The sequence below is a fragment of the Trichococcus flocculiformis genome (assembly GCF_963662535.1).
Lineage (GTDB): Bacteria > Bacillota > Bacilli > Lactobacillales > Aerococcaceae > Trichococcus > Trichococcus flocculiformis.
In genome coordinates, this window is sequence record NZ_OY759718.1 from 2,160,306 (window position 1) to 2,181,829 (window position 21,524).

The window sequence follows — 21,524 nt, forward strand, 5'->3', positions numbered from 1 at the left end:
CTTTCTTTTTTTGTCATTCGGAAACCTTGATGACAACTTTCCCTTTTGGATGTCCACTCGCTACCAGACGCAAGGCTTCATTTACTTGGTCTAGCGTAAATTCAGTCGGATCGACAGCCGGGATAATATTATTTTCTTCAATAATTTTTGAAATTTCTTGCAGCTGCGAACCCTCGGAACGAACAAATATAAAACGATACGCCACACCCTGTTTTTTAGCTTTTTTATCAAATTTCGCCCCTGCCAGAGCGAACAGCAGTTGTTTCCACTTTGGAAATCCATGGTCTTTTGCAAACTGTTTATTTGGACCTGTTCGCAGGCTCAACAGTCTACCTCCAGGTTTGATGATTGATAATTCCCGATCGAATTCAGCAGCCCCGAGTGTGTCAATGACAAAATCCACTCCCTTTAGAATTTCCCAATAATTTTCTTTCGTATAATCAATGTATTGAGTCGCACCGGCAGCGAGTAGCTGTTCACGAGCAGATGGATTCCCCGATACAATGACATTCAGTCCCATGGCTTTAGCTATCGGAACAGCCATTTGTCCGAAACTCCCTGACCCACCAGGAATGAAGACCGTTTGCCCGGCTTTAGCATTTAGTTCTTCATGCAGGCCTTGATACGCAGTCAGGCCAGTCAATGGTGCAGCCGCCCCTGTAACAAAATCAAGATTCTTGGGCAAATGCCAGATTGCTTTAGCATCCACCGCGACATATTCAGCAAAAGCGCCTATTTTGTCCAACGGAAGTCGTGTATAGACCGTATCGCCTTTCTTAAATCCTGAAACAAGTTTTCCGACCTCAGAAATGACCCCTGTCAACTCATTGCCGATCGTTAGAGGCATATCGTAATCTTGAATTAATTTGACGCTACCAGTGATGTTCAGGATTTCCAAATGATTGACCGCCGCTACCTTTACTTTCACTAAAACCTCGTGATCACCAATCTCCGGGATAGGAATTTCTACAACTTCTGTTTCAATTTTTTTCGAGTATTTTTTGATTTGAACTGCTTTCATATTCATTTCTCCTTTATTTATATACTGATGATGACGCCATTCGAGAACGACCATTCTCAAAAGAGTCAAAAAAATGGATGATCGGTGATTACAAATTTATCTGCTTCTACAAAATTTGTAATCACCATCATCATTGATCATTTTTCAATATCGATAGCGTCATATCAATCGTTGAATCGAACTCTTTTGGATCTGCTGTCATTTTCACTAATACCCTGACACCGATAAGCGCATTATGGATATAGCGTGCGAGTTCATTGATGTCAAATGAACTTGCAACTTCCCCTCTTGCTTGTCCTCTGATCAACAAATTCGCTATCAAATTTTCAGTCTGCTTAAAAGCGGACTTTATTCTTTGAGAAATTTCATTATCAAGCAAAGACAACTCAACTGCCGTGTTGACCATCAAGCACCCTTTCGGAGAGGCATTATCAGAGTATACGGCCAGTTCAAATATTTTTCTGATGGATTCGACAGTGGTCATCTCTTCTGTAATCTGATTCCTGATTTGAGCAGCGATCAGCGATTCATAGCGTTCCAAAGTTTGTACAAAAAGAGAATGTTTGTCTCCAAACGTATCGTATAAACTCCGGCGATGAATCCCCATCTGATCCACCAAATCCTGGATCGACGTTTTTTCATATCCTTGTTTCCAAAAGATTTCCATCGCTTTATCCAGGGCCTCTTCTTCATTAAATTCTTTACTTCTAGCCAAATTATTTCCCCCTTTCAAAATCCGATTCCGTTTCTAGAATGAACGTTCTCAATACACAATACCACTTCTCATTTAATCCGTAAAGAAAATCAGCTTACCGAAAACCACAAAAAGGAGTGCTCAACTGGTTGGTGAGCACTCCTCTATTAATTTTTTCGCTGTTCTCCGATTAAGCGGCTTTGGCCGGAGTTGGGAATCCGTACGTTAGACTGTTCTCCGGTTGATCGGTTCACACCGGAGAACAGCCCCGGTATCTTCAATCTCCTCCGGCCAGCAGCTACTCCCCGGAGGAGAGCCATCCACACATCGATACCGAATCTATCCCTTCAACAATCCGCGTTCGCGGTACCACTCATCCGGTGTCCAGACCCACTCGTGGTTTTCTTTTTTCAACAAATCAAATGCTTCTTTTGGTCCCATTGTCCTTGCCGCATACTTCGGAATTTCTTCATTGTCGCTGTCCCACGTTTCGCGGATTGCGTCAATGATTCTCCAGGATTGTGCAACTTCTTCCCAACGCGCAAAGTTGGTTGCATCACCCAAAATAACATCGTAAGTCAGACGTTCATAAGCTTCCGGAGTATTTTCCATCATTTCGCTGTCGTGGCGGTACTCCAATTTGATCGGCTGCGTATTGAATCCCTGACCGATTTCTTTCCGGTTCATGGTCAAAGCAAAGCCTTCCGTTGGTTGGATGTAGATGGTCAGATCGTTCGCCGGGACATCTTTTTCAGCATCAAACGGATTAACGGGAACTTTTTTGAAAACGATATTGACGCGCGTTCCTTTTTCCGTCATCCGTTTGCCGGTGCGCACATAGAAAGGCACACCCTTCCAGCGTGGATTGTCCACCATGAACTTGCCGGCTACAAACGTTTCCGTCCTCGAATCGCTAGCAACATTCGGCTCTTCTTGATAGGCAACAAATCCATCATCACCCAAACGGCCTGCCGCATACTGCGCTCTGACAAAATTTTCCCGGACTTCTTCCGGTGAATAGACACGCACATCATTCAATGCTTTGATTTTGGCTGTTTGGATATTTGCATCCGATACGGAAGCTAATGGTTCCATCGCCAGCAATGACAGTACTTGTAGAATATGGTTTTGGACCATATCTTTCAGAGCGCCGCTGTGGTCATAGTAGCCACCGCGTTCTTCCACGCCCAGTTCTTCGGAAAAAGTGATTTGAACATTTTCGATGTACTCACGATTCCACGCGGGTTCAAGAAACGGATTCGTCAAACGCACGGCCAAAATATTTTGGATCATTTCTTTGCCCAAATAGTGGTCGATTCTGAAAATATCCTCTTCCGGGAACACTTTTGTGATTTCATTGTTCAATTTTTCGGCTGATGCATAATCCATCCCGAATGGCTTTTCGATGACGACGCGGTTGAACCCTTTGTCCGTCACGATTTGTTGCCCTTTCAGATGCGTCACGATCGGTCCGAAAAATTGCGGTGCCATCGCCAAGTAATACATGCGGTTCTGTTCCAAATCGTACTTGTCATCCAATTTGTCAGCCAACTCTTTGAGGTGAACATAATGCTCTACATCGGAAACATCATGCGCACGATAATAAAAGTGGCTTAAAAAGCCAGCTTTTTCCGCTTCTGTCGGCTGGAATGATTGAATCGAATCCGAAACAACATCCCTAAAATGCGCGTCGCTCCATTCTCTTCTTGCCGTCCCGATCACTGCGAAACGTTCTGCCAACGCACCGCTTCGAAACAATCGGAAAAATGAAGGATATAACTTTCTTTGAGCTAAATCACCTGTCGCTCCGAATAAAACAATCAATACTGGATTTGTTTTTACCACTCTATCGCCTCCTGCGTTACTTAATATTTCCATAATACCATGATTAGCAGAAAGTTCCTTTACTCTTGGAGAATTTAAACACCAGAAAAATCGAAAAGTTTACTATTTCTTTCGGATTTTCGGGTTTGATCATTTTTCTCCGGCGAGGAGGACTTCATCGGAGTTGAGGACCCGTATTCTGTTTTGAAAAATATTTGATTCACTTCGAAATATTCACGATACGGTTCTTCTCCGAAAAAATCATAAATGGCAGCAATCAAATTCCAACAGATACTCATTATCTTCAGCGAAGAAAAAATAGTTGAAGGAGACTGCTTTTTTTTTTTCGAGGCAGCCTCCTTCAACTATTTTCTACACTCTTCCACTAGGACATAGCAAGCATATGGTTCTGCTTCATGAAGTCCTTTTTCGAATGTTGTTCCTCGTAATACTTCATACATTTGTTTTTCTAGACTGAAAGAGCTCCTTTCATCTGAAAAGTTAACGATCCAATGCTGCATTTTTTCTCCCTTGCTTTCCCGGATAAAATCCAACACACCCTTAGATGTTTGAACAGACTCTCTTTCAGAATCAACTGATTTGCAGTACTTTTGGATCACAAGTGAGTTGAGGGACTTGCCTTGCTCGTCGACCATATCGGCACCCACGAATACGATTTTCCCCTTGCCGATCTGCCCTTCAAAAATGAAGGATAGGCTTTCCGCTTGCTCACCCTCAGTAATCTTACCAAGCACGCGGTTGTTGTTTGTATTCTTCACAGCCGTCACCATATTTTTCAAACAGACTGTCTTTCCTTCGAAATCAGCTTTGATTTCAGTATTTACTAGTGGAAATTGCATTACGCCTGAGATTCCTAAGAACTTGCCCAAATCGCCTAAGCCGTGTTCAGTGAACCATTGATGTTCCTTCGTACGGTCGCCGGACATCGGACCGACAATCCAAGTCCCACCTTGCTCAACAAAAGCGATTGCTTTCTCCATGAAATCCTCTGAAATATAGTGCATATATGGCGAGCACAATACTTTCAAATCTTTCAGACTATTTTGCTCGTTATATAGGCTACATCGTTTTCCTAACTGCATAAAGTGGTCAAAGTAGGCTGTTAAAACATGACGATAATCCAAATAGCCGCCGTTCTCATGATTCAGAAAAGATTTCGATTGATCTGAATATATTACCGCCACATCCGGATCGACTGCCTTAGACTCTAGCAATAAGTCTTTCGTCTTTTTTAGTAGTTCCCCGATGCGCTTGCTGGCTTCATAGCCAATCGTAGGCTCTCCCCAAGCGCTTATGACCGAACCATGTGGCTGTTCGACTCCTCCTCTTTGCTGTCGGAAAGGCCAGAACAAAAAACCTTTTCCTTCTGAAGCAAAGGTTATAAAACTTTCAGCTTCCACGAAACCTTTTGCATGTAATTTACGGTATTCTTGGATATGTCCGGGATAGGAAGTACTCGTTTCCATTAGTATATGCTCTTTAACACCTTCCTTCATGTTCGGCCAATAGGCACTGTTCATGGCAAAGGCAGTCGGATTGTCCACATACGTATCAAACGAAACAAAATCCAAGTTTTCAAACAGTCCAACATTGTCCAAATCAAAGGCAAAAGAGGAATTATGAGTAACCGGGATTGCTGAAATCTTCTTTATGATATCAGCCTGGTCTTTAGCAAATTGGTTGATTCGTTCATGGGTGAAGACAGAATAAGCCTCCACCAAAGATAGATTATGCAGGAACGCAGTTTTTTTCGGGACTACAACTTGTTCGAATGAACTGTATTCTTGACTCCAAATTTTGGTGTTCCATGCCTCGTTCAGATGAGCGATAGTCCCATATTTGTCTTGCAACCAGATATGCCAGTCTTTTTTGCAACCCTCACAATAGCAAGGACCAACATGTGCTTTGAATTCATTGTCCAACTGAACCGCAATCACGTTATCGTGGCCGTTCAGAAATTCAGCCAACCTCTTTGCATAAACCTCTGCCCGCTCTCGGAAATGAGCATTATTTGAACAGACGTGTTGCCGGGAACCATGTCCGTATTCTAGTCCTTGCTCCGTCACATGGAGCATATTCGGTTGACTTTCCGTCAACCAGAGTGGCGGGGTCATGGTCGGAGTACAAAGAATGGCGGACATTCCCTGTTCCTTTAATTCGGTTAGAGTAGTATCCAAAATTATAAAATCAAACTTATCCATTTGCGGTTCCAATGTTGACCAGGCGAATTCCCCAATCCGTGCAACATTCATTCCAATGCGTTTCATTTCGCAGATGTCTTGTCGGACGACTTCCCATTCCCACAACTCAGGATAAAGTGCTGCTCCGTAATAAATATCCCTAAACAATACCTCACCTCTTCTATTTTGTATTAGGATCTGATCATCTTTTCGATTAAACAATTGGAGATCCATTCCGCAATCAATCGTGATCCGGCTTCGCTAAAATGCGTGTTATCCCGAAAACCATCGGGATAGTTTTCGTGTTCACCTGGTTTTAACCACACAAAATGTTTTCTGTTTTCCAGTTCTCCTTTTTTGCGGTACCAATCTTTCGTTTGTTTATGCAGATCGATGCACAATAAATCTTCCTCTTCGGCAAGCGTACGCACGATTGTTGCCTCTTTTTCAAGAGTAGGAAACAGCTCATTCAGGAAAAAATTATTCCGTTCGGGAGGTGTAATCAGCACAGGAATTCCTCTGTTGGCTTTAACTTCTCTCACCATCCTCTGCAGATTGGCGACGTAATCTTCTGTGTATATTTTTCGTTCAGGCTTTTGATCATTATGCCCGAATTGGATGCACACAATGTCGGATACCTTCATCTGTTTGAGCAACATATCCCACAGCTGATCCGCCCTAAAGGAAGCAGTTGTGGAACCTCCTTTAGCGATATTCACTACCTGGATTTCTTTTGGAATATAGTCCTGCAAAAATTGTCCCCAACCTGCCATCGGTGCTTCATTATCCGGACAAGTCGCCACTGTTGAATCCCCTGCTAATAAAATTTTCATGCACACTCGTCCTTTCGTCCAAATATTCTTTAATCAGCCCTTTACGGAACCACCATAAATACCGGCAATGAATTGTTTCTGGGCGAACAAGAAAAGAATCAAGATAGGCAGCACACTGATGACCGTTCCAGTAAGTACCTGCCCGTATTCAATAACTTGCCCAGGTGCGATCAACATAGAGAGCATGACTGGCAATGTCTGTGCTTCATTGTCTTGAAGGATAATCAGAGGCCACAAATAGTTGCCCCATTGGTTAATAAAATTCAGTATAGCCAAAGAAGCGATGCTTGGGCGCATGGTCGGCAGCACAATCCTATTGAAGATCATGAACTCATTCGCACCATCCACCCTTGCCGCTTCGATCATTTCCGTAGGGACGCTCATCATATTTTGTCTCATGAAGAACACCCCGAAAGCATTAGCCAACGCTGGGAAAATGACCGAGATGGCATTATTTTGTAGATGAAGACCGGTAAAAACTTTGAAGAGCGGAATGAGCGTCACTTGGTTCGGCAACATCATCGTTATCAAAATCATGTAGAATAAAGCATCTTTACCTTTGAACTCGAATTTTGAGAAAGCATATCCTGCCAGTGAACAGAAATAAACGTTCATGACAGTGAAAATTACGGCGATGAAAAGGCTGTTCCATAATCCATTCCAAATGGGAGCGGATTCCATCAGACCTTGCAGATTATTCAGGAAATTAGTTCCGGGCAATAAGCGTGGCGGAAATTGAAAAATCTCACTCGTCGTCAAAGTGGAGCCGATGAACATCCAATAGAACGGATAGACGGATACTAAGCTCACGAAGCTCAGGAATAGGTAAGTAAATATTTTGTTGATTGATATTTTATTTTTAGGCATCAATTTTACCTCCCTTTGTTAATTTCATTTGCAGGAAGCTTAATGCTCCGACAATGATTGTCGTTATGTAGGCAGCCGCAGATGCATAACCATAGTTGAAGCTTTGGAAGCCATATTGGAAAATGTACATCACTGGGGTGTTCGTTGAGTTATTCGGTCCACCGTTCGTCAACAATGAGGGTTCGGTGTACAGGTTTATGGTTCCGATAGTTGAAAGAATAGCGCAGAACAAAAGGATTGGTTTCAGCATCGGCAAAGTAATCTGGAAGAACTGCTGCAGTTTCGTTGCGCCATCCAGATCGGCAGACTCATAAAGAGAATCATCGATTGATTGCATACTGGATAGGATGATTATAGTATTATAGCCCGCCCATCTCCAGGTCACAGCGATAACAATCAACGCTTTTGCCCAAAAAGGATTGGTGAACCAAGCGATCGGTTCCAAATTGATAAGAGTCAGCAAATAATTGATGATCCCGTATTCTTCATTAAATATTATCGAAAACACAATAGAATAAGTAACCAAATCGATCAACACCGGAAGGAAAATCATCAGGCGGAAACCACCCTTGAATTTCAGCCCTTTACGGTTTAGTGCATTCGCTAACACGGTCCCAAGGAACAACATCAGGGGTACTTGAATAATAAGAACTACAAAAACATTCCTTAAAGATTGCCAAAATAATTTATCCAAAAGAACAGACTTAAAGTTTTTAAATCCTACCCAATCAGCTGCCATACTCCCTTGTGCTGAAGTAAACGACAGATAGAGTGAATTGAAAATAGGATAAACCATGAACGCGACAAAGAAAAAGAAGAACGGTGCCAAAAACAGATAAGGCGTCAGTTTCTTTTTATCCCATTTTATCTTTTTTATTTTTTTCTCTTCAACACTGGTTATTGAACTCATTATATCTCCTCCATTTTGTTTGGATCAGTATGCGATGGTGTTGTTCTTCTTTGTTTTCATTATAAAACGCCAAAAATCATTGCATGACTCCATTACTAAAACTGAATACAATTTCCCCTTCACGGATCTTGATAAAATCCGGTGAAGGGGAAACAGCAAATTATAATCAGTATGTTGGTGATTGCGTTTACTTTTGTACTTCCACACCAGTTTTTTCAGAAATATCCTCAGCAGTTTCTTTCAACACGGTCTGTACATCTTCACCTGCCAAAATTCTACTTTGCATGTCCAATAATGGTTTTCCGGCATCCAACATGATCGATCCAAAATGGGCCGGTTTAATTTTATCGGTCTGTCCTGCAAAGAATGAATTGATGTCCATTCCGAAGTATTCATTCACTTCAGCAAAAGTCTCTGTATCGTATATCGGCATCCATGAAGGGAATAACGCGTTTTCAAGCATGATTTCTTGCCCTTCTTGTGTGGCCATCGCGTTTTCTATGAACAGGTATGCGGCTTCTTGATTTTCGCTTTGAGTGGTCACCGCCAAAACGGATCCGCCCGAATTGGCACTTGATTCTTGCCCTTCTTCAAAAGCCGGCAGCGGTGCAACGCTCCATTTACCTGATTGCTGCTCCAGTGCAGTTTGCAATGTACCCGCATACCAAACGGGAGTGAACAGGCTGGCTATTTTATCGTTACTCAAAGCCGTGATTCTGCCATCCCAATTTTGCACAGGAATAGCTACACCTTCGTCAACCATTTCTTTAACCAGTGAGATTGCGGTTTCGGATTCCGGAGATGCCAATCCGATAGTGCCCTCTTCATTTACAAAGCTACCTCCTAGTTGATTCAGGAACAATTTATAGAAAGCTGTACTCTCGTCATAGCCAGTCATTGCTGTGCCAGGAATGGCTTCCTTCAGTTGTTTTCCAGCTGCAATATAATCATCCCAAGTCTTGATGTCTTCAATATTGATGCCGGCTGCATCAAATAAGTCCGTACGATAAAATAATCCGGCAGGTCCAATATCCCAAGGCATCGCATAGATTCCTTCATCATCGGAGACGTTCGCCCATACAAAATCTACAAATTCATCTTTCTTGTCTGCAACGTTTTCTTCTATATTCATGAATTGACCCGGGAATTTTTTCATGAATGCTTGGAAGTCGGATCCGTTCACTTGAATCACATCAGGAGCGCCTGATCCGGCCGCTAAAGAAGGTGTTACTTTTGAATAGTCAGCATCGACTCTGAGTATCTCCACTTTGATGTTTGGGTATTCTTCATTGAAGTCAGGGATAGTCGCTTCCAGCGCATCTGCAGCAACGTTCCAGGCAGCGACTTGAATTGTTACATCTTCCCCATCGTAAACCTGCTGCTCCGCCTCTTCTGCTGCATTTCCGCCTCCGCAAGCTGTTAATACTGCCATACCGCTTAATAGTGCTAATGTTTTTGAGAACAAATGTCTTTTCAAAATAATCTCTCCCTTTGTCTGTTTATGTATAACCCTTCGTAAAGTAAGCCCTTTCAACGCTTTGTTCAAGAATTGCACATGAAAAGCTGTTCCGACTCCACGGAAGACAGCATTTCATATGCATGCATATTATCTTAAGGTTGTTTCCCGATGTAAGCCAGGATCCCGCCATCGACGTACAACACGTGGCCGTTGACGAAGTCCGATGCGTTGGACGCCAGGAAAATCGATGGGCCAGCCAAGTCGACCGGTTCGCCCCAACGCTCGGCTGGTGTGCGGCCGACGATGAATTGGTCAAACGGGTGGCGTTCGCCGTTCTCCTGCAATTCGCGCAATGGCGCTGTTTGCGGCGTCGCGATATAGCCGGGTCCGATGCCATTGCATTGGATGTTATATTGACCGTATTCGGAAGCGATGTTTTTCGTCAGCATTTTCAGTCCGCCTTTGGCGGCTGCGTAGGCGCTGACGGTTTCGCGGCCGAGCTCGCTCATCATCGAACAGATGTTGATGATTTTTCCGCTTCGTTTTTCGATCATGTCCGGAAGCACAGCTTTGGCCATGATGAAGGGTGCCGTCAGGTCGATGTCGATGACTTGGCGGAAGTCCGCCACGGCCATTTCGATCATTGGTGTACGTTTGATGATGCCGGCATTGTTGACCAGGATATCCACGGAGCCGACGTCCTCTTTGATTTGTTTGATCATTGCTTGCACGCCCGGTTCGTCGGTCACGTCGCAGACATAGCCGCGCGCTTCGATACCAACCGCTTTATAGTTGGCGATGCCGTCGTCCACTGATTTTTGGTCCAAATTATTGAAAACGATCGTCGCACCAGCCGCAGCCAATGATTTCGCGATCTCGAAGCCGATTCCATATACCGCACCCGTGATGAGTGCCACTTTTCCGTCCAAACGGAACAGATCCATACTAAAGTCCATGTGTATCCCTCTTTCTTGTTTCGTTTATTTTAATTGGTCCATCGGAACCATATCCATGTCAGTGTAAGTGATGTTTTCGCCGCACATCGCCCAGATGAACGAGTAGTTGCTTGTCCCTACGCCGGAGTGGATGGACCAGCTTGGTGAAATCGCAGCCTGTTCATTGCCCATGACCAAGTGCTTCGTTTCATCCGGTTTGCCCATCATGTGGAAAATGCGCGTGTCTTTTTCCATATCGAAATAGACGTAGGCTTCCATCCTGCGTTCGTGCGTGTGGGTCGGCATCGTGTTCCAAGAGCTGCCCGGTTCCAAAATCGTGTAGCCCATCTGCAATTGGCAGCTTTCGCAAACGTTCGGATGGATGTACTGGTAGATTTTGCGTTGGTTCAGCGTCAACGGCTCGCCGGTTTCCATCGGTTTGATGTTGTCGATGCTGATTTTCACGTTCGGATGTTTGTGGTGCGCCGGCACGGAGCTGACATAGAATTTGGCCGGATTCGCCGCATCTTCTGAAGTGAAGACGACTTGACGCGTCTCTTTGCCGATGTAGTAACCGTCCTGTTTTTTCATTTCTTCTTTTTCACCGTCGATTTCGATGAAGCCCGGTCCGCCGATGTTTATGACACCCATCTCGCGGCGCTCCAGGAAGTAGTCGACGCCCAATTCTTTGTCCAGGACAATCTCCAATGCTTTATCTGTTGGAGTGACGCCGCCGAAGATCATGCGGTCATTGTGTGTGTACGTCAGGCTGATTGCGCCCGGTACGAATACTTTCTCGACCAGAAATTCCTTGCGCAGTTGTTCTGTCGAGTAATGACGGATATCCTCCGGACTGTGTGTATAACGTGTTTCCATGTTTTGCATGTGATGATCCCCTTTGTTTTTGTATTTCGTGTTGCTTGTTTGATAGAAGCTTGTGCTTCACTCTGAACCTTTTTTACTTCCCTTTGATCTCGGCAAACTTATCCGCATACTGCCTGGCCACTTCGGTCACTTTGTCGAAGTCGCCGGTCGCTGCCGGTGCCAACAGATTGCCGCCAACTCCGACCGCGATGACGCCGGCAGCGAACCATTCCTGCATATTCGCCAGGCTGACGCCGCCTGTCGGCATCAGGTTCAGATACGGCATCGGCGCTTTGAAGCTCGACACGATGCTCGGACCGTAGGCGCTGCCCGGGAACAGTTTGATGATGTCGGCGCCGCTTTTCAGCGCTTCCTTCATTTCCGTGATCGTCATACAGCCCGGCAGGTACGGGATTTGGTACAAATTACATAACTCTGCCGTCTCTTTGTCGAAGTTCGGGCTGACGATGAACTCGGCGCCTGCCAAGATCGCCAGACGGGCAGTGATGGCATCCAATACTGTCCCTGCCCCGATAACGACTTCCGGTTGATCCTTGTAGACTGCAGCCAATTCGCGGATGACTTCATCCGCGTTCGGGACCGTGAAGGTCAATTCAATGCCCTTCAACCCGCCCGCGACGATCGCGTGACTGGACTTCAATGCTTCTTCTTTCGTGGCGCCGCGGACGACTGCCACGACCCCCGTTTTCTCCAAACGATTTAATATAGATACGCGTTTCATCCGATTCCCTCTTTCCTTATAATCATATTTTTCTGCCCTAAAATGATGTCCAGCATTCCAAGGCTTTCTCTTTTTTTTATAGTTCGAATACTTGCACCAATTCTTTTGAAACCGGCGAGTCATCCGGATTGGTCTCCATGATGTCGGCCATGTAGTGCCACCATTTCTGGTTGATAGCGGTAGCGGCTGTCTCTTTCCAGCGCTCTTCGTCTTCGATTTCGAGATAGCCAAACAACTTGCTCGTTTCCGGATCAAGGAAGATCGAATACTGGTGGGCGCCGTGTTCCTTCAGCATCTCGCGCATTTCCGGCCAGAGTTCGTCATGGCGCCTCCGGTATTCTTCGTGCTTATCGGGATAAATTTTCATGGCGAAAGCTTTTTTGATCAAGTTTATCCTCCTTTCTGCACCTCAGCCCAACAAGTTCAGGCTTCGAAATGTTCATAGTGGATTTTCTGGTTTTCTTTGTTTTTTGCCAAAAACTCTTTCGGCGTCATGCTGAATTCCTTTTTGAAAGCTTTCAGGAAATGCGGGTACGAAGTGAAGCCGCATTGGTTATAGACGAGGTTTGAACTCTGATAGGTCTTCAGCAATTGCTTCGCGTAAAGCAACTTCTTCTTCATCACGAACTGATGGAATGTGAAGCCCGTATGTTTCTTGAACTCACGTGTGATGTAGTACTTGCTGACGAAAAAGTTCTTTTCCATCTCTTCCAGCGTCAAAGGATTGTTCAAATTCGCGGAAATGTAGTCGATCATTTGCTCAATCCGCTCGTTCTGCACAATCACTTTCGGTTCCTCTTCGTTCTCCTCCGACTGCACTAACTGATTCAAGAACAACAGATACTCGATCAGGTTCTGCTCATACTTGATGTCCGAACCGTAGATCGAAGCATCCGGCTGATGGTCGATGAAGGAAAGCTTTTGCCGTAGCAGATCGGCATCAATTTTCAGGACTTTGCTGCGACGTTCGCCGCCCCCACTGAAACAGTCTTCCAGATTCGTCCATTTCGTGGAACTGCTCTGCAGAAATTCGGGCGTCAAAAAGATATAGACGCGTTCGCAAAAGTCCGTGTTCTGTTTGACGATCCGGTGCAAATCATTGTAATGGATGAGGAGAATCGTCCCCGCTTCGATATCGAACTGTTTACCATCCAAATAGAACGTGGCTTCGCCCGCTAACGTCGCATGAACCTCATAATAGTCATGATAGTGGTAGAGTGTCTTCTCTTGGCTGATGACATCCTTCACGTGATAAACCTCGTATTGATCCGATGTCATTGTGTTCACGTTTGAGGACTTTTTTAGTTGCTTCTCTCTGTTCATGCTTATTCCCCTCACCCATTCTTGCGTGTTTCTTCTATTATATAAATGAAATTATGGTTTGACTTCGCTTGCTTCCAAAAGCTGCAGCGCCTGCCCGATATGGTCATCCTTCGTTTCTTCGAGGACGACATAGGAAAGTGGCTTATACTTTGTAATAATTCCGGAAATCGCCGCGTAATCGATCAGACCTTCCCCAAGGTTGATCGGGATGACCCGATCTTCTTCGATTTTGAAGTCCTTCAGATGCACCGCCACGATTTTGTCTCCGAAGCTTTCAAAGGCCCGTTCGACCAAAGCGACCTGTCCTTGGTAATCTTCGCTCGTGATCAGATTCGTTGGATCAAGGATGATCCCCAAGTAGTCCGACTGCACCGCCGCCAGCAACTGTTCCACCCGCTCGAGACTGTAGAGCGGATGATTCAGGCCGGGCTCAATGCCCACCAACATGGCGGCTTCCTCGCCGGCCTTGACCAAGCGGCGGATGACGCCGACCATATCGGCGAAAGCTTCATCAGTGAAATTGTCTTCTGTATATTGGATTTCCGGCAGCACGCAGCCGGTCTCGGAAGCGACCATCGCCGCACCGAAATAGCGGGCATGGCGCAGATAGCTTTCGAATTTCTGCAACAGCTGTTCACGGATCTCCGGATTGGGATGGATCATGTTGATATAGCAGCTCAAAATACCGACCTGCACATCTTCATTTGCTAGTTCTCTTTTGATCGAAGCTCCCATACCCGGATTCAGGTTAGCGGCGCCGGAGGGCATATCCGGAAAGGACATACCCAGCGCCAGCTGCAGATTGTGGACACCTTGCTTTTTCGTTTGCGCAGCCAGTTCCTTTACCGATGCGATACCGGATAGGTCATGACCGCGGATTGTTATATTCAGCATATTTTATTACCCCGCCATATTCGGCAACCACATCACCAATGCAGGGAAGTACGTGATGAGGAACAGCACAGCCAGGATCGCCAAGTAGAACGGCACGAGCGGCTTGAGCATCTGCTCGGCTTTGACGCCCCCGACACTGGCCCCAACGTACAACCCGGTTCCGACTGGCGGTGTGATCGAGCCGACACATAAGTTCATGATGGAGAACAAACCGAAGTGGACAGGGTCGACGCCAACGCTGGTGATGACCGGCAAGAAGATCGGCGTGAAGATCAGGATGGCAGGACCAACGTCCATGAACATACCTACGATCAACAATACGACGTTGACCAACAACAAGATCAGGAATTTATTCGTAGTCAAGCCCAGAATCGCTGCACTGATTGCTTGCGGGATGCCGGTGAAGGCCATCGCGAATGACATCATGGAAGATGTCGCCAACAGGAATGTGATCGTACCGGTCGTCAAAACAGCTTCCTTCAGCATCGGATAAATGTCTTTGACGGTAACTGTCTTATAGAAGAACATTGCAATCAACAGCGAGTAGGCAACCGCGATTGCAGAAGCTTCGATCGCCGTGAAGATACCGGTCAGGATGCCGCCGATGATGATGACGATCAGCATGACACTGGGGATCGCTTCTTTGATGATCTTGAAAGCTGAACCCATTTCGGAAGCTTTCATCGTTGGATATTTATGTTTCTTGGCGTGGACGTAAGCAACCAACATGATCGCCAAACTCCAGAGAGCCCCTACCAAATATCCGCCCAAGAACAGTGAGGAAATGGATGCGCCGCCTGCGACCAACGAGAACATGATGAATGCGGTACTCGGCGGGATGACCATCCCGGTAGGAGCGGACGCGATATTCACCGCTGTAGCGAATTTGCGGTCATAGCCTGATTTGATCTGTTGCGGAATCAATACCCCGCCGATAGCGGTAGAAGCCGCAATCGCCGAACTGGACATGGAACCGAACAAGGCATTCCCCAAAACATTTGTATGGGCCAAGCCTCCAGGGATGCGTCCCACGAACAGCATCGCGAAGTTGACCAGCTTCTCGGCGATCCCACCATTATTCATGATGATCCCCGAGAGCACGAAAAACGGAATGGCGACGAGCGAGAAGCTGTTCAGACTGGAAACCATTTTCTGCGCGGAAGTGAAAACAGCAATTTCAAACGGGACAACCAACAGCAATGTGGCGATTGAGGAGACCGCGATACTGATCGCAATCGGCATCCCCACTATCAGCAATACTACAAAAACAAAGAATAATATCAAACCTGCCTGTAAAGCCATCTTAAATTTCCCCGCTTTCATCAACATTTTCGATCGCGACTTTTCCTTGGATCAGGTTCAGCAGACTATAAACGAACATGATGAATCCGGAGACCGGAACGGACAGATAGACATAGCCCATCGATAAAGACAACGAAGGAGAAATCTGGCCTGTTGTCACGGATACAGCTTTCCAACCGCCATAGACCATGATCAGAGCCGCAAAAACCAAAAACAATGATTGGATAACGATTTCCAGCAAGCGCTTGTTCGGTCCGCTCAAGTTATCGCTCAACAACGTCACCGCCAAGTGGCTGCGTTTGCCGACGACGTAAGCCATCGCCAACATCGATAACCAAACCAGGCTGAAGCGGACAAATTCTTCCGTTACTGTATTTGGATTGTTCAAAACCGTTCTGGTGAAGATTTGGTATAGCGTCGTCAGGATCATCACGACGAACACCGCCGAACAAAGGATCTCCAACGTCTTATCTAAAAACGTTCTTATTTTTTCCATAGTACTCTCCCCTTACTCTGCATCAGCGTGCGCGCGGATCATGTCGTACAATTCGCTGTAGGTTGCGTTATTTTTGAATTGATCATGCAACGGTTGAACAGCTGCCTGGAACGGTGCGATGTCCACTTCGTTGAACACGATGCCGTATTCCTTGACCGCGATTTCTTTTTCTTTCTCGACAGCTTCCTTGAACACACTCTTCTCGTAAGCAGTAGATTCTTCAGCCGCTTCCAGGACTGCTTCGTACTGATCGTCGTTCAAGCGTTCTTTCACGGCGTCGTTCATGATCACGACATCGGGAACACGCGTATGAGCGTCATAGGAATAGTACTTCGCAACACCACCGTGGCCGGCTGTGTACAATACGAATTCGTTGTTTTCCGCTCCATCGATCAGATTGGACTGGAGGGAGGTGTAGACTTCGCTGCTTCCCATCGGAACAGCTGATCCGCCCAACAGTTCGACCATCTTGATCGCCGTCTCACTCTGCATGACACGGATCTTTTTACCTTTCAGATCTTCGGGCGTATTGATCGGGCCATCCGTCATGTAGAAGCTCCGTTGACCGGAATCGTAATAAGTCAGCCCGACAAAGCCAAGTTCTGCAGTCGAGTTGTAGATGCCGTCCATGATTTCAGGATCTTCCATGACCGAGTAGAAATGCTCCTCACTGTCGAAGATGTAAGGGACCCCGAAAATCGAGTAATCTTTCGAAAAACTTTCCAATGCGGAACCGCTGACTTTTGTGAAGTCGATGCCGCCGGTTTGCGTCAATTCAATCAGTTCGGTTTCGCTGCCGAGCTGGCCATCCGGGAAATACTCAACAACCACTTCCCCGTCGGTCTTCTCTTCGATCAGACGACCGAATTCCTTCATCGAGTCAATAACCGGTTGGCTGTTGCTGGCGTAGGCGTATCGCAAAACGATGGCATCTTCGGCCGACGCCTCGGAGTTACCGCAGCCGGCGAGAACGCCGGTGCCCAGTACGGACATCAAAACAACTGATAATAAATGTTTCTTCTTCATGATCTATCTCCCTTGTTTGTATGATCAGCAGTATGATACGAGTAATTCCGTCAAGCACAGCACTGTCAATGATTGTCCGTATGGCATCGCTGTTTTATCGATGTTCTTGTAGAATTCCAGGCAATCGCCCATGCCGGTTCCGACCGATACATTCTGCACTTCGCCTTTTTCATCGATCTGTTCCAACAGACCGCTGATCGCTTTGTAGGCGACTTCCTTATACTCTTGTGGAAGGTAACGCTTATGAACCGCTTTCAGCAAGCCGTAAGCAAAACCGGCTGTCGCGGATGATTCCACATACGATGTCGGATCATCCAACAACGTGTGCCATAAACCGCATTCATTCTGAAGTTCGGCAATCGCTTTCGCTTGTGCTTCCAATGTTTGAATCAAGAATGCACGGAATCCATCGCCTTCACGCAAGTCCATAATTTCGATGATTTCCGGAATCGCAATCGTCAACCAGCAGTTGCCTCGGGCCCAAAATGCTTCAGCATAGTTGTGGTTGCCTTCGAAAGTCCAGCCGTGGTACCATAGGCCTGTTTTCTTGTCCATCAGGAATTTGATGTGCAGCAAAAACTGGTAACGCGCCTCTTCCAAATACTCGGGACGGTCCAGCAAAACGCCGATTTTAGCGAGCGGCAATACGGTCATCATCAATGTATCATCCCACAATTGGTTTGTGTTCGAGGGTCCGTAGGTTTCGTGCTGTAGTCCGTTTTCATCCGTCCGCGGCATATCCTTCATGACCCATTCGGCCCATTGTTCGAGATATGGAACATAGCGTGTATCTTGTGTGTCTTCGTAGAGATAAGCCATCGTCAGTAGCGGTGCCATTGTGTTCACGTTCTTCGGTGGAGCTCCCTCGGCCATCCGTGCTTCAAACCATTCTTCTACAACCGCTAATGAACGCGGATTTTTTGTATTGCGATAATTTTTATAAATACCATACAATCCGACACCTTGTGGCCAATTCCAGATTGTCCAGCTTTTGTCATCGACTTTTAGCCCATCAAAGTCCAAAAGGAACTCTCCACTGTCATCCTTGATTGTTGTCAGATTTTCGATCAGCAAGTCGATTTTAGACTCCACCAATTCCTTCGTCACAAATAATTGTTCTGTAATCACCATTGCTTTACCACCTTCTCAAAGTTATGAATCGCTTTCATTTGATAATCTAATAATAACAAGCAATCAATCTGAAAAAAATGGCGGTTGTTGAACAAAAACTGTCTAAAGTTGCACACCCATTGTATGCGGATTCAGCTGGAGATGCAACATATAATTCGAATAACAGCCTTACCGGTTTGTTTTCAGAGAGGTTTCATCCTAAAATATCCATTTTCCTCCCCGTAGCTGTTCCGCAATTATGAACACATATAAAAAAATCGACCGGAGCATGTTATCGCGGTCGATTTTTTGGGAGGGACAGGGTGTTCCAGATTCAATTATTGATCGGATTCCCCAGCTTTAGGGAATGCCAGAATGACATAACAGTAGCTGTCGAGCAGATGGTTCCCAGTAGCGTACAGCTTTCCCGTCAGCAGGTCCGTCGTCTCCTGCAGAAGCGTGAATTCCGACTCTGCCCGTGCCATATTGGTCAGATAGAGTTGCACTTGATCAGACGTTTCACGCCGATATTTAACGATTCCTTCACTGACAGAAAGCAAGTGCCGATCCGTTTCGTATGGATCAATCTCATCCGCGATGAAATTTTTCCAGAGCGTACTTCCGTTCAGTTCCTGCGGCAGACCGCCCAGATAAATGATTTCACCGTTCGCCAAGATCTGTTTAGCCGCCAACGTCTCGCCACCCGGACCAGAAATCAATGGCTCCCAATCCTTCGGACAGCGGAAAGTAGTCACCAGTCGATTCATGTTTTCCTGCATGCCCCGATAATTTCCCGGATAAGCAATATTTTTTACTGAGAACTGCCGGACCCCGGAAAATCCCAACCACTCACCGATTCGATCCAGTCCGTTCCGATCCGGCCAGGCCAGTTCCTCCGTGCGGTCGCCGGTCATCGGCCCGAGGATCAGCTTCCCGCCGCCTGCCACAAACGCCTGCAGTTTCTCCAGAACAGTCGCGCTGATCCAACGGACGAAAGGAACGATCAGGACTTCGTAGCCGGTATAATCGCTGTTCTCCTGGATCACCTCGAGCCGGATGCCGGCTTTGATCAAAGAGCTGTAGTAATCCGTGACGAGTCCGCGGTGATCCTGATAGCCTCCGTGATCAATCGTGAAAAAGCGCTTGGCGTTGTCCGAATACATGAAAGCAATCTTCGCCTTCCGGTATTCGCTCACCATCAGATGGGGTTCCATCTCCTTGGCCAATTTGCTGCTCTGAACGACATCATTGTAGCCCATATCTGGTTCTCCCCAGGCCGTCACGACCGCGCTGTGGGGTTGTTCGACACCATGACGGTGACCGCGGAAATGCCAGTAGCTGAACGACTTCAAGTTCCCAGCAAAGCCGATGAACATTTCAGCCGTGATGAAACCGACCGGATGCGGTGTCACATGGTTCTCCAGATGGCCGGTATGGGATGTAGTCGTCTCCAAAAGTAAGGATTCGTTGCTGTGCTTCCGCACATTGCGCCAGCGATCGACATTCAACAGGAAAGCTGGGTAATTATCCGCAGATGGGTACGTGTCAAAGCCCGCAACATCCAGATCCGCAAACAAATGGTCATTCATCAGGTTGAATCCAAAGGCTGAATTATGCGTGATTGGAATGGCTGTCTCCATCCGGACGAAATGACTCAGATCGTGGGCAAATTCATTGAGCGTCAACGCGGTAAATTTTCGGAAAGCGTTCATCAAGGAGGAGTTGTGCAGGAACGGTGTCCGCGTCGGCAGCACGATATCTTCGAAACAATCATATGCCTCACTCCAGACTTGCGTGCCCCATTGTTTATTCAAGTTGTCAACCGTTCCGTAGGCTTCCTCCAAGTGCTGGTGCCAACGTGTCCTGCAGGTATCGCAATAGCAGAGATCGACGTGGCATTTGAACTCATTGTCCAGCTGAATAGCGATGACATTCGGATACTTTACAGCCAAGCTGGCCACCTTGCGCGTCATCCGGTAGGCATAACGGCGGAAGTCCTCGTTATTCGTGCAGACATGCTGCCGCGAGCCATGCACCATCACTGTCCCGTCAGCATTCTTGATAAGAGCATCCGGATATTTGCGCGTGAACCAGCGTGGCGGGGTCGGGGTCGGGATGCACAGGCAGACGTCGATTCCATGTTTCTGAAAGGTCTCAAGCGCACGTTCGAACAAGGAAAGGTCAAAGCGCCCTTCCTCTGGCTCGATAGTCTTCCAGGCGAACTCCCCGAAACGAGCAAAATTCATACCAATCTCCTGCATGTGTACGACATCCTGTTCAAAAATTTCCGAGCTCCAGACTTCCGGATACATGCAGGCACCGTAATAATGCTTTTTGAACAGTGGCTCTTGCCGTAAAAATTCCTGCAGCCGGATTTTCACGTAACGAGCAATTTCATGCGCCCCTTTTTCCCGAAAATGGGTATCATCCACACTGCCCATCGGATAAGTCGCCTGCTCGCCCCGTCCCAGCCACATGAACAATTGCTTCGCCTCTTCAAGGCCGTATTCTCGGTACAGATAAAACGTATAGCGGTTCATGTCGAACAAAGGAATCTCCGCTTCCTCCGCAAGCCTGCGGCAGATCGGCAAAAAAGCCTCTAAAGTCTGCACCGCCCTGCCGTTTCCATCCACCCGGCGTTCAACCGGTGTGCACAGGATCGGCTGTCCTTTCTTCGCCTTCACATCTGCTATCATCCGTTGCAGCCGAAGATAATATTCGTTCAGCTTCACCCCGTTGGCCGGATTCTGGTCATTGTGGCCGAATTGGAACAGAACCAAAGCATCTTCATCGACCTTTTCCAGCAACTGCTCGAACAGCCCTTCCTCCATGAAGGACCGCGTCGTGCTACCGGGCTTAGCAAAATTGATCACCTCAGCTGTATCTCCCAGCTGCGCTGCCAACGCTTCCCCCCACCCCATCATGGGCGCAAATTCCTGGCTATAAGTGGCGACTGTAGAGTCGCCGGCAAGTAAAACTTTCATATCTAAACCTCCGTAATTTCCTACGTACTGTCAAAGTTT

General features: G+C 46.6%; 19 protein-coding genes. All 19 read right to left on the minus strand.

Annotated elements, in window-relative coordinates:
* Positions 1-13 precede the first annotated feature (13 nt).
* The 19 genes from ACKPCD_RS10390 to ACKPCD_RS10480 all read right to left on the minus strand — a co-directional run bounded on the left by ACKPCD_RS10390 (position 14) and on the right by ACKPCD_RS10480 (position 21,485).
* Positions 14-1,021: an NADP-dependent oxidoreductase gene (locus ACKPCD_RS10390; protein WP_321433136.1), complete on the minus strand. Its 1,008-nt coding sequence runs from the start codon at positions 1,019-1,021 to the stop codon at positions 14-16.
* 130 nt (positions 1,022-1,151) lie between these two features.
* On the minus strand, positions 1,152-1,736 hold the full coding sequence (locus ACKPCD_RS10395) for a TetR/AcrR family transcriptional regulator (RefSeq protein WP_321433137.1): 585 nt from the start codon (positions 1,734-1,736) through the stop codon (positions 1,152-1,154).
* Positions 1,737-2,054: 318 nt separating this feature from the next.
* Entirely contained in the window at positions 2,055-3,560 is a 1,506-nt protein-coding gene (gene zwf, locus ACKPCD_RS10400; protein WP_321433138.1) for a glucose-6-phosphate dehydrogenase, read from the minus strand.
* Between the two features lie 344 nt (positions 3,561-3,904).
* On the minus strand, positions 3,905-5,908 hold the full coding sequence (locus ACKPCD_RS10405; protein ID WP_321433139.1) for a beta-galactosidase: 2,004 nt from the start codon (positions 5,906-5,908) through the stop codon (positions 3,905-3,907).
* A 23-nt stretch (positions 5,909-5,931) separates the two neighbouring features.
* A complete protein-coding gene (locus ACKPCD_RS10410) occupies positions 5,932-6,573 on the minus strand; it encodes a rhamnogalacturonan acetylesterase (RefSeq protein WP_321433140.1) in 642 nt (213 codons plus the stop codon).
* A 33-nt stretch (positions 6,574-6,606) separates the two neighbouring features.
* A complete protein-coding gene (locus tag ACKPCD_RS10415) occupies positions 6,607-7,440 on the minus strand; it encodes a carbohydrate ABC transporter permease (protein ID WP_321433141.1) in 834 nt (277 codons plus the stop codon).
* A complete protein-coding gene (locus ACKPCD_RS10420; protein ID WP_321433142.1) occupies positions 7,433-8,350 on the minus strand; it encodes a carbohydrate ABC transporter permease in 918 nt (305 codons plus the stop codon). The genes ACKPCD_RS10415 and ACKPCD_RS10420 overlap by 8 nt, the downstream gene beginning before the upstream one ends.
* Before the next feature lie 187 nt (positions 8,351-8,537).
* On the minus strand, positions 8,538-9,827 hold the full coding sequence (locus ACKPCD_RS10425) for an ABC transporter substrate-binding protein (protein WP_321433143.1): 1,290 nt from the start codon (positions 9,825-9,827) through the stop codon (positions 8,538-8,540).
* Between the two features lie 134 nt (positions 9,828-9,961).
* Positions 9,962-10,765, minus strand: coding sequence for a gluconate 5-dehydrogenase (locus tag ACKPCD_RS10430; protein WP_321433144.1), 804 nt, complete (start codon positions 10,763-10,765; stop codon positions 9,962-9,964).
* Positions 10,766-10,789: 24 nt separating this feature from the next.
* Positions 10,790-11,629, minus strand: a complete 840-nt coding sequence (gene kduI / locus ACKPCD_RS10435) for a 5-dehydro-4-deoxy-D-glucuronate isomerase (RefSeq protein ID WP_321433145.1) — start codon at positions 11,627-11,629, stop codon at positions 10,790-10,792.
* Between the two features lie 73 nt (positions 11,630-11,702).
* Positions 11,703-12,350 carry a bifunctional 4-hydroxy-2-oxoglutarate aldolase/2-dehydro-3-deoxy-phosphogluconate aldolase gene (locus tag ACKPCD_RS10440; RefSeq protein ID WP_321433146.1) on the minus strand — a complete coding sequence of 216 codons (648 nt, stop codon included), beginning with the start codon at positions 12,348-12,350 and terminating at the stop codon, positions 11,703-11,705.
* A 76-nt stretch (positions 12,351-12,426) separates the two neighbouring features.
* Positions 12,427-12,738 (minus strand): L-rhamnose mutarotase, encoded by a 312-nt coding sequence (gene rhaM / locus ACKPCD_RS10445; RefSeq protein ID WP_321433147.1) that lies wholly within the window; start codon positions 12,736-12,738, stop codon positions 12,427-12,429.
* Positions 12,739-12,773: 35 nt separating this feature from the next.
* Complete coding sequence (locus tag ACKPCD_RS10450; protein ID WP_321434560.1) at positions 12,774-13,628, minus strand: AraC family transcriptional regulator; 855 nt, start codon at positions 13,626-13,628, stop codon at positions 12,774-12,776.
* A gap of 96 nt (positions 13,629-13,724) precedes the next feature.
* On the minus strand, positions 13,725-14,567 hold the full coding sequence (locus ACKPCD_RS10455) for a sugar phosphate isomerase/epimerase family protein (protein ID WP_321433148.1): 843 nt from the start codon (positions 14,565-14,567) through the stop codon (positions 13,725-13,727).
* Between the two features lie 6 nt (positions 14,568-14,573).
* Entirely contained in the window at positions 14,574-15,869 is a 1,296-nt protein-coding gene (locus ACKPCD_RS10460; protein ID WP_321433149.1) for a TRAP transporter large permease, read from the minus strand.
* A 1-nt stretch (position 15,870) separates the two neighbouring features.
* Positions 15,871-16,365: a TRAP transporter small permease gene (locus ACKPCD_RS10465; protein WP_321433150.1), complete on the minus strand. Its 495-nt coding sequence runs from the start codon at positions 16,363-16,365 to the stop codon at positions 15,871-15,873.
* Positions 16,366-16,377: 12 nt separating this feature from the next.
* Positions 16,378-17,391: a TRAP transporter substrate-binding protein gene (locus ACKPCD_RS10470; protein ID WP_321433151.1), complete on the minus strand. Its 1,014-nt coding sequence runs from the start codon at positions 17,389-17,391 to the stop codon at positions 16,378-16,380.
* A gap of 24 nt (positions 17,392-17,415) precedes the next feature.
* Positions 17,416-18,522 (minus strand): beta-galactosidase BglB, encoded by a 1,107-nt coding sequence (gene bglB / locus ACKPCD_RS10475; RefSeq protein WP_321433152.1) that lies wholly within the window; start codon positions 18,520-18,522, stop codon positions 17,416-17,418.
* Positions 18,523-18,839: 317 nt separating this feature from the next.
* On the minus strand, positions 18,840-21,485 hold the full coding sequence (locus ACKPCD_RS10480) for a beta-galactosidase (RefSeq protein WP_321433153.1): 2,646 nt from the start codon (positions 21,483-21,485) through the stop codon (positions 18,840-18,842).
* Positions 21,486-21,524 lie beyond the last annotated feature (39 nt).

What these genes read in the sequence shown, in the direction of transcription:
- ACKPCD_RS10390 (WP_321433136.1), bottom strand. Translation starts at nt 1,021, where the DNA reads ATGAAAGCAGTTCAAATCAAAAAATACTCGAAAAAAATTGAAACAGAA.
- ACKPCD_RS10410 (WP_321433140.1), bottom strand. Translation starts at nt 6,573, where the DNA reads ATGAAAATTTTATTAGCAGGGGATTCAACAGTGGCGACTTGTCCGGAT.
- ACKPCD_RS10415 (WP_321433141.1), bottom strand. Translation starts at nt 7,440, where the DNA reads ATGCCTAAAAATAAAATATCAATCAACAAAATATTTACTTACCTATTC.
- ACKPCD_RS10420 (WP_321433142.1), bottom strand. Translation starts at nt 8,350, where the DNA reads ATGAGTTCAATAACCAGTGTTGAAGAGAAAAAAATAAAAAAGATAAAA.
- ACKPCD_RS10430 (WP_321433144.1), bottom strand. Translation starts at nt 10,765, where the DNA reads ATGGACTTTAGTATGGATCTGTTCCGTTTGGACGGAAAAGTGGCACTC.
- kduI (WP_321433145.1), bottom strand. Translation starts at nt 11,629, where the DNA reads ATGCAAAACATGGAAACACGTTATACACACAGTCCGGAGGATATCCGT.
- ACKPCD_RS10440 (WP_321433146.1), bottom strand. Translation starts at nt 12,350, where the DNA reads ATGAAACGCGTATCTATATTAAATCGTTTGGAGAAAACGGGGGTCGTG.
- ACKPCD_RS10450 (WP_321434560.1), bottom strand. Translation starts at nt 13,628, where the DNA reads ATGACATCGGATCAATACGAGGTTTATCACGTGAAGGATGTCATCAGC.
- ACKPCD_RS10455 (WP_321433148.1), bottom strand. Translation starts at nt 14,567, where the DNA reads ATGCTGAATATAACAATCCGCGGTCATGACCTATCCGGTATCGCATCG.
- ACKPCD_RS10460 (WP_321433149.1), bottom strand. Translation starts at nt 15,869, where the DNA reads ATGGCTTTACAGGCAGGTTTGATATTATTCTTTGTTTTTGTAGTATTG.
- ACKPCD_RS10465 (WP_321433150.1), bottom strand. Translation starts at nt 16,365, where the DNA reads ATGGAAAAAATAAGAACGTTTTTAGATAAGACGTTGGAGATCCTTTGT.
- ACKPCD_RS10470 (WP_321433151.1), bottom strand. Translation starts at nt 17,391, where the DNA reads ATGAAGAAGAAACATTTATTATCAGTTGTTTTGATGTCCGTACTGGGC.
- bglB (WP_321433152.1), bottom strand. Translation starts at nt 18,522, where the DNA reads ATGGTGATTACAGAACAATTATTTGTGACGAAGGAATTGGTGGAGTCT.
- ACKPCD_RS10480 (WP_321433153.1), bottom strand. Translation starts at nt 21,485, where the DNA reads ATGAAAGTTTTACTTGCCGGCGACTCTACAGTCGCCACTTATAGCCAG.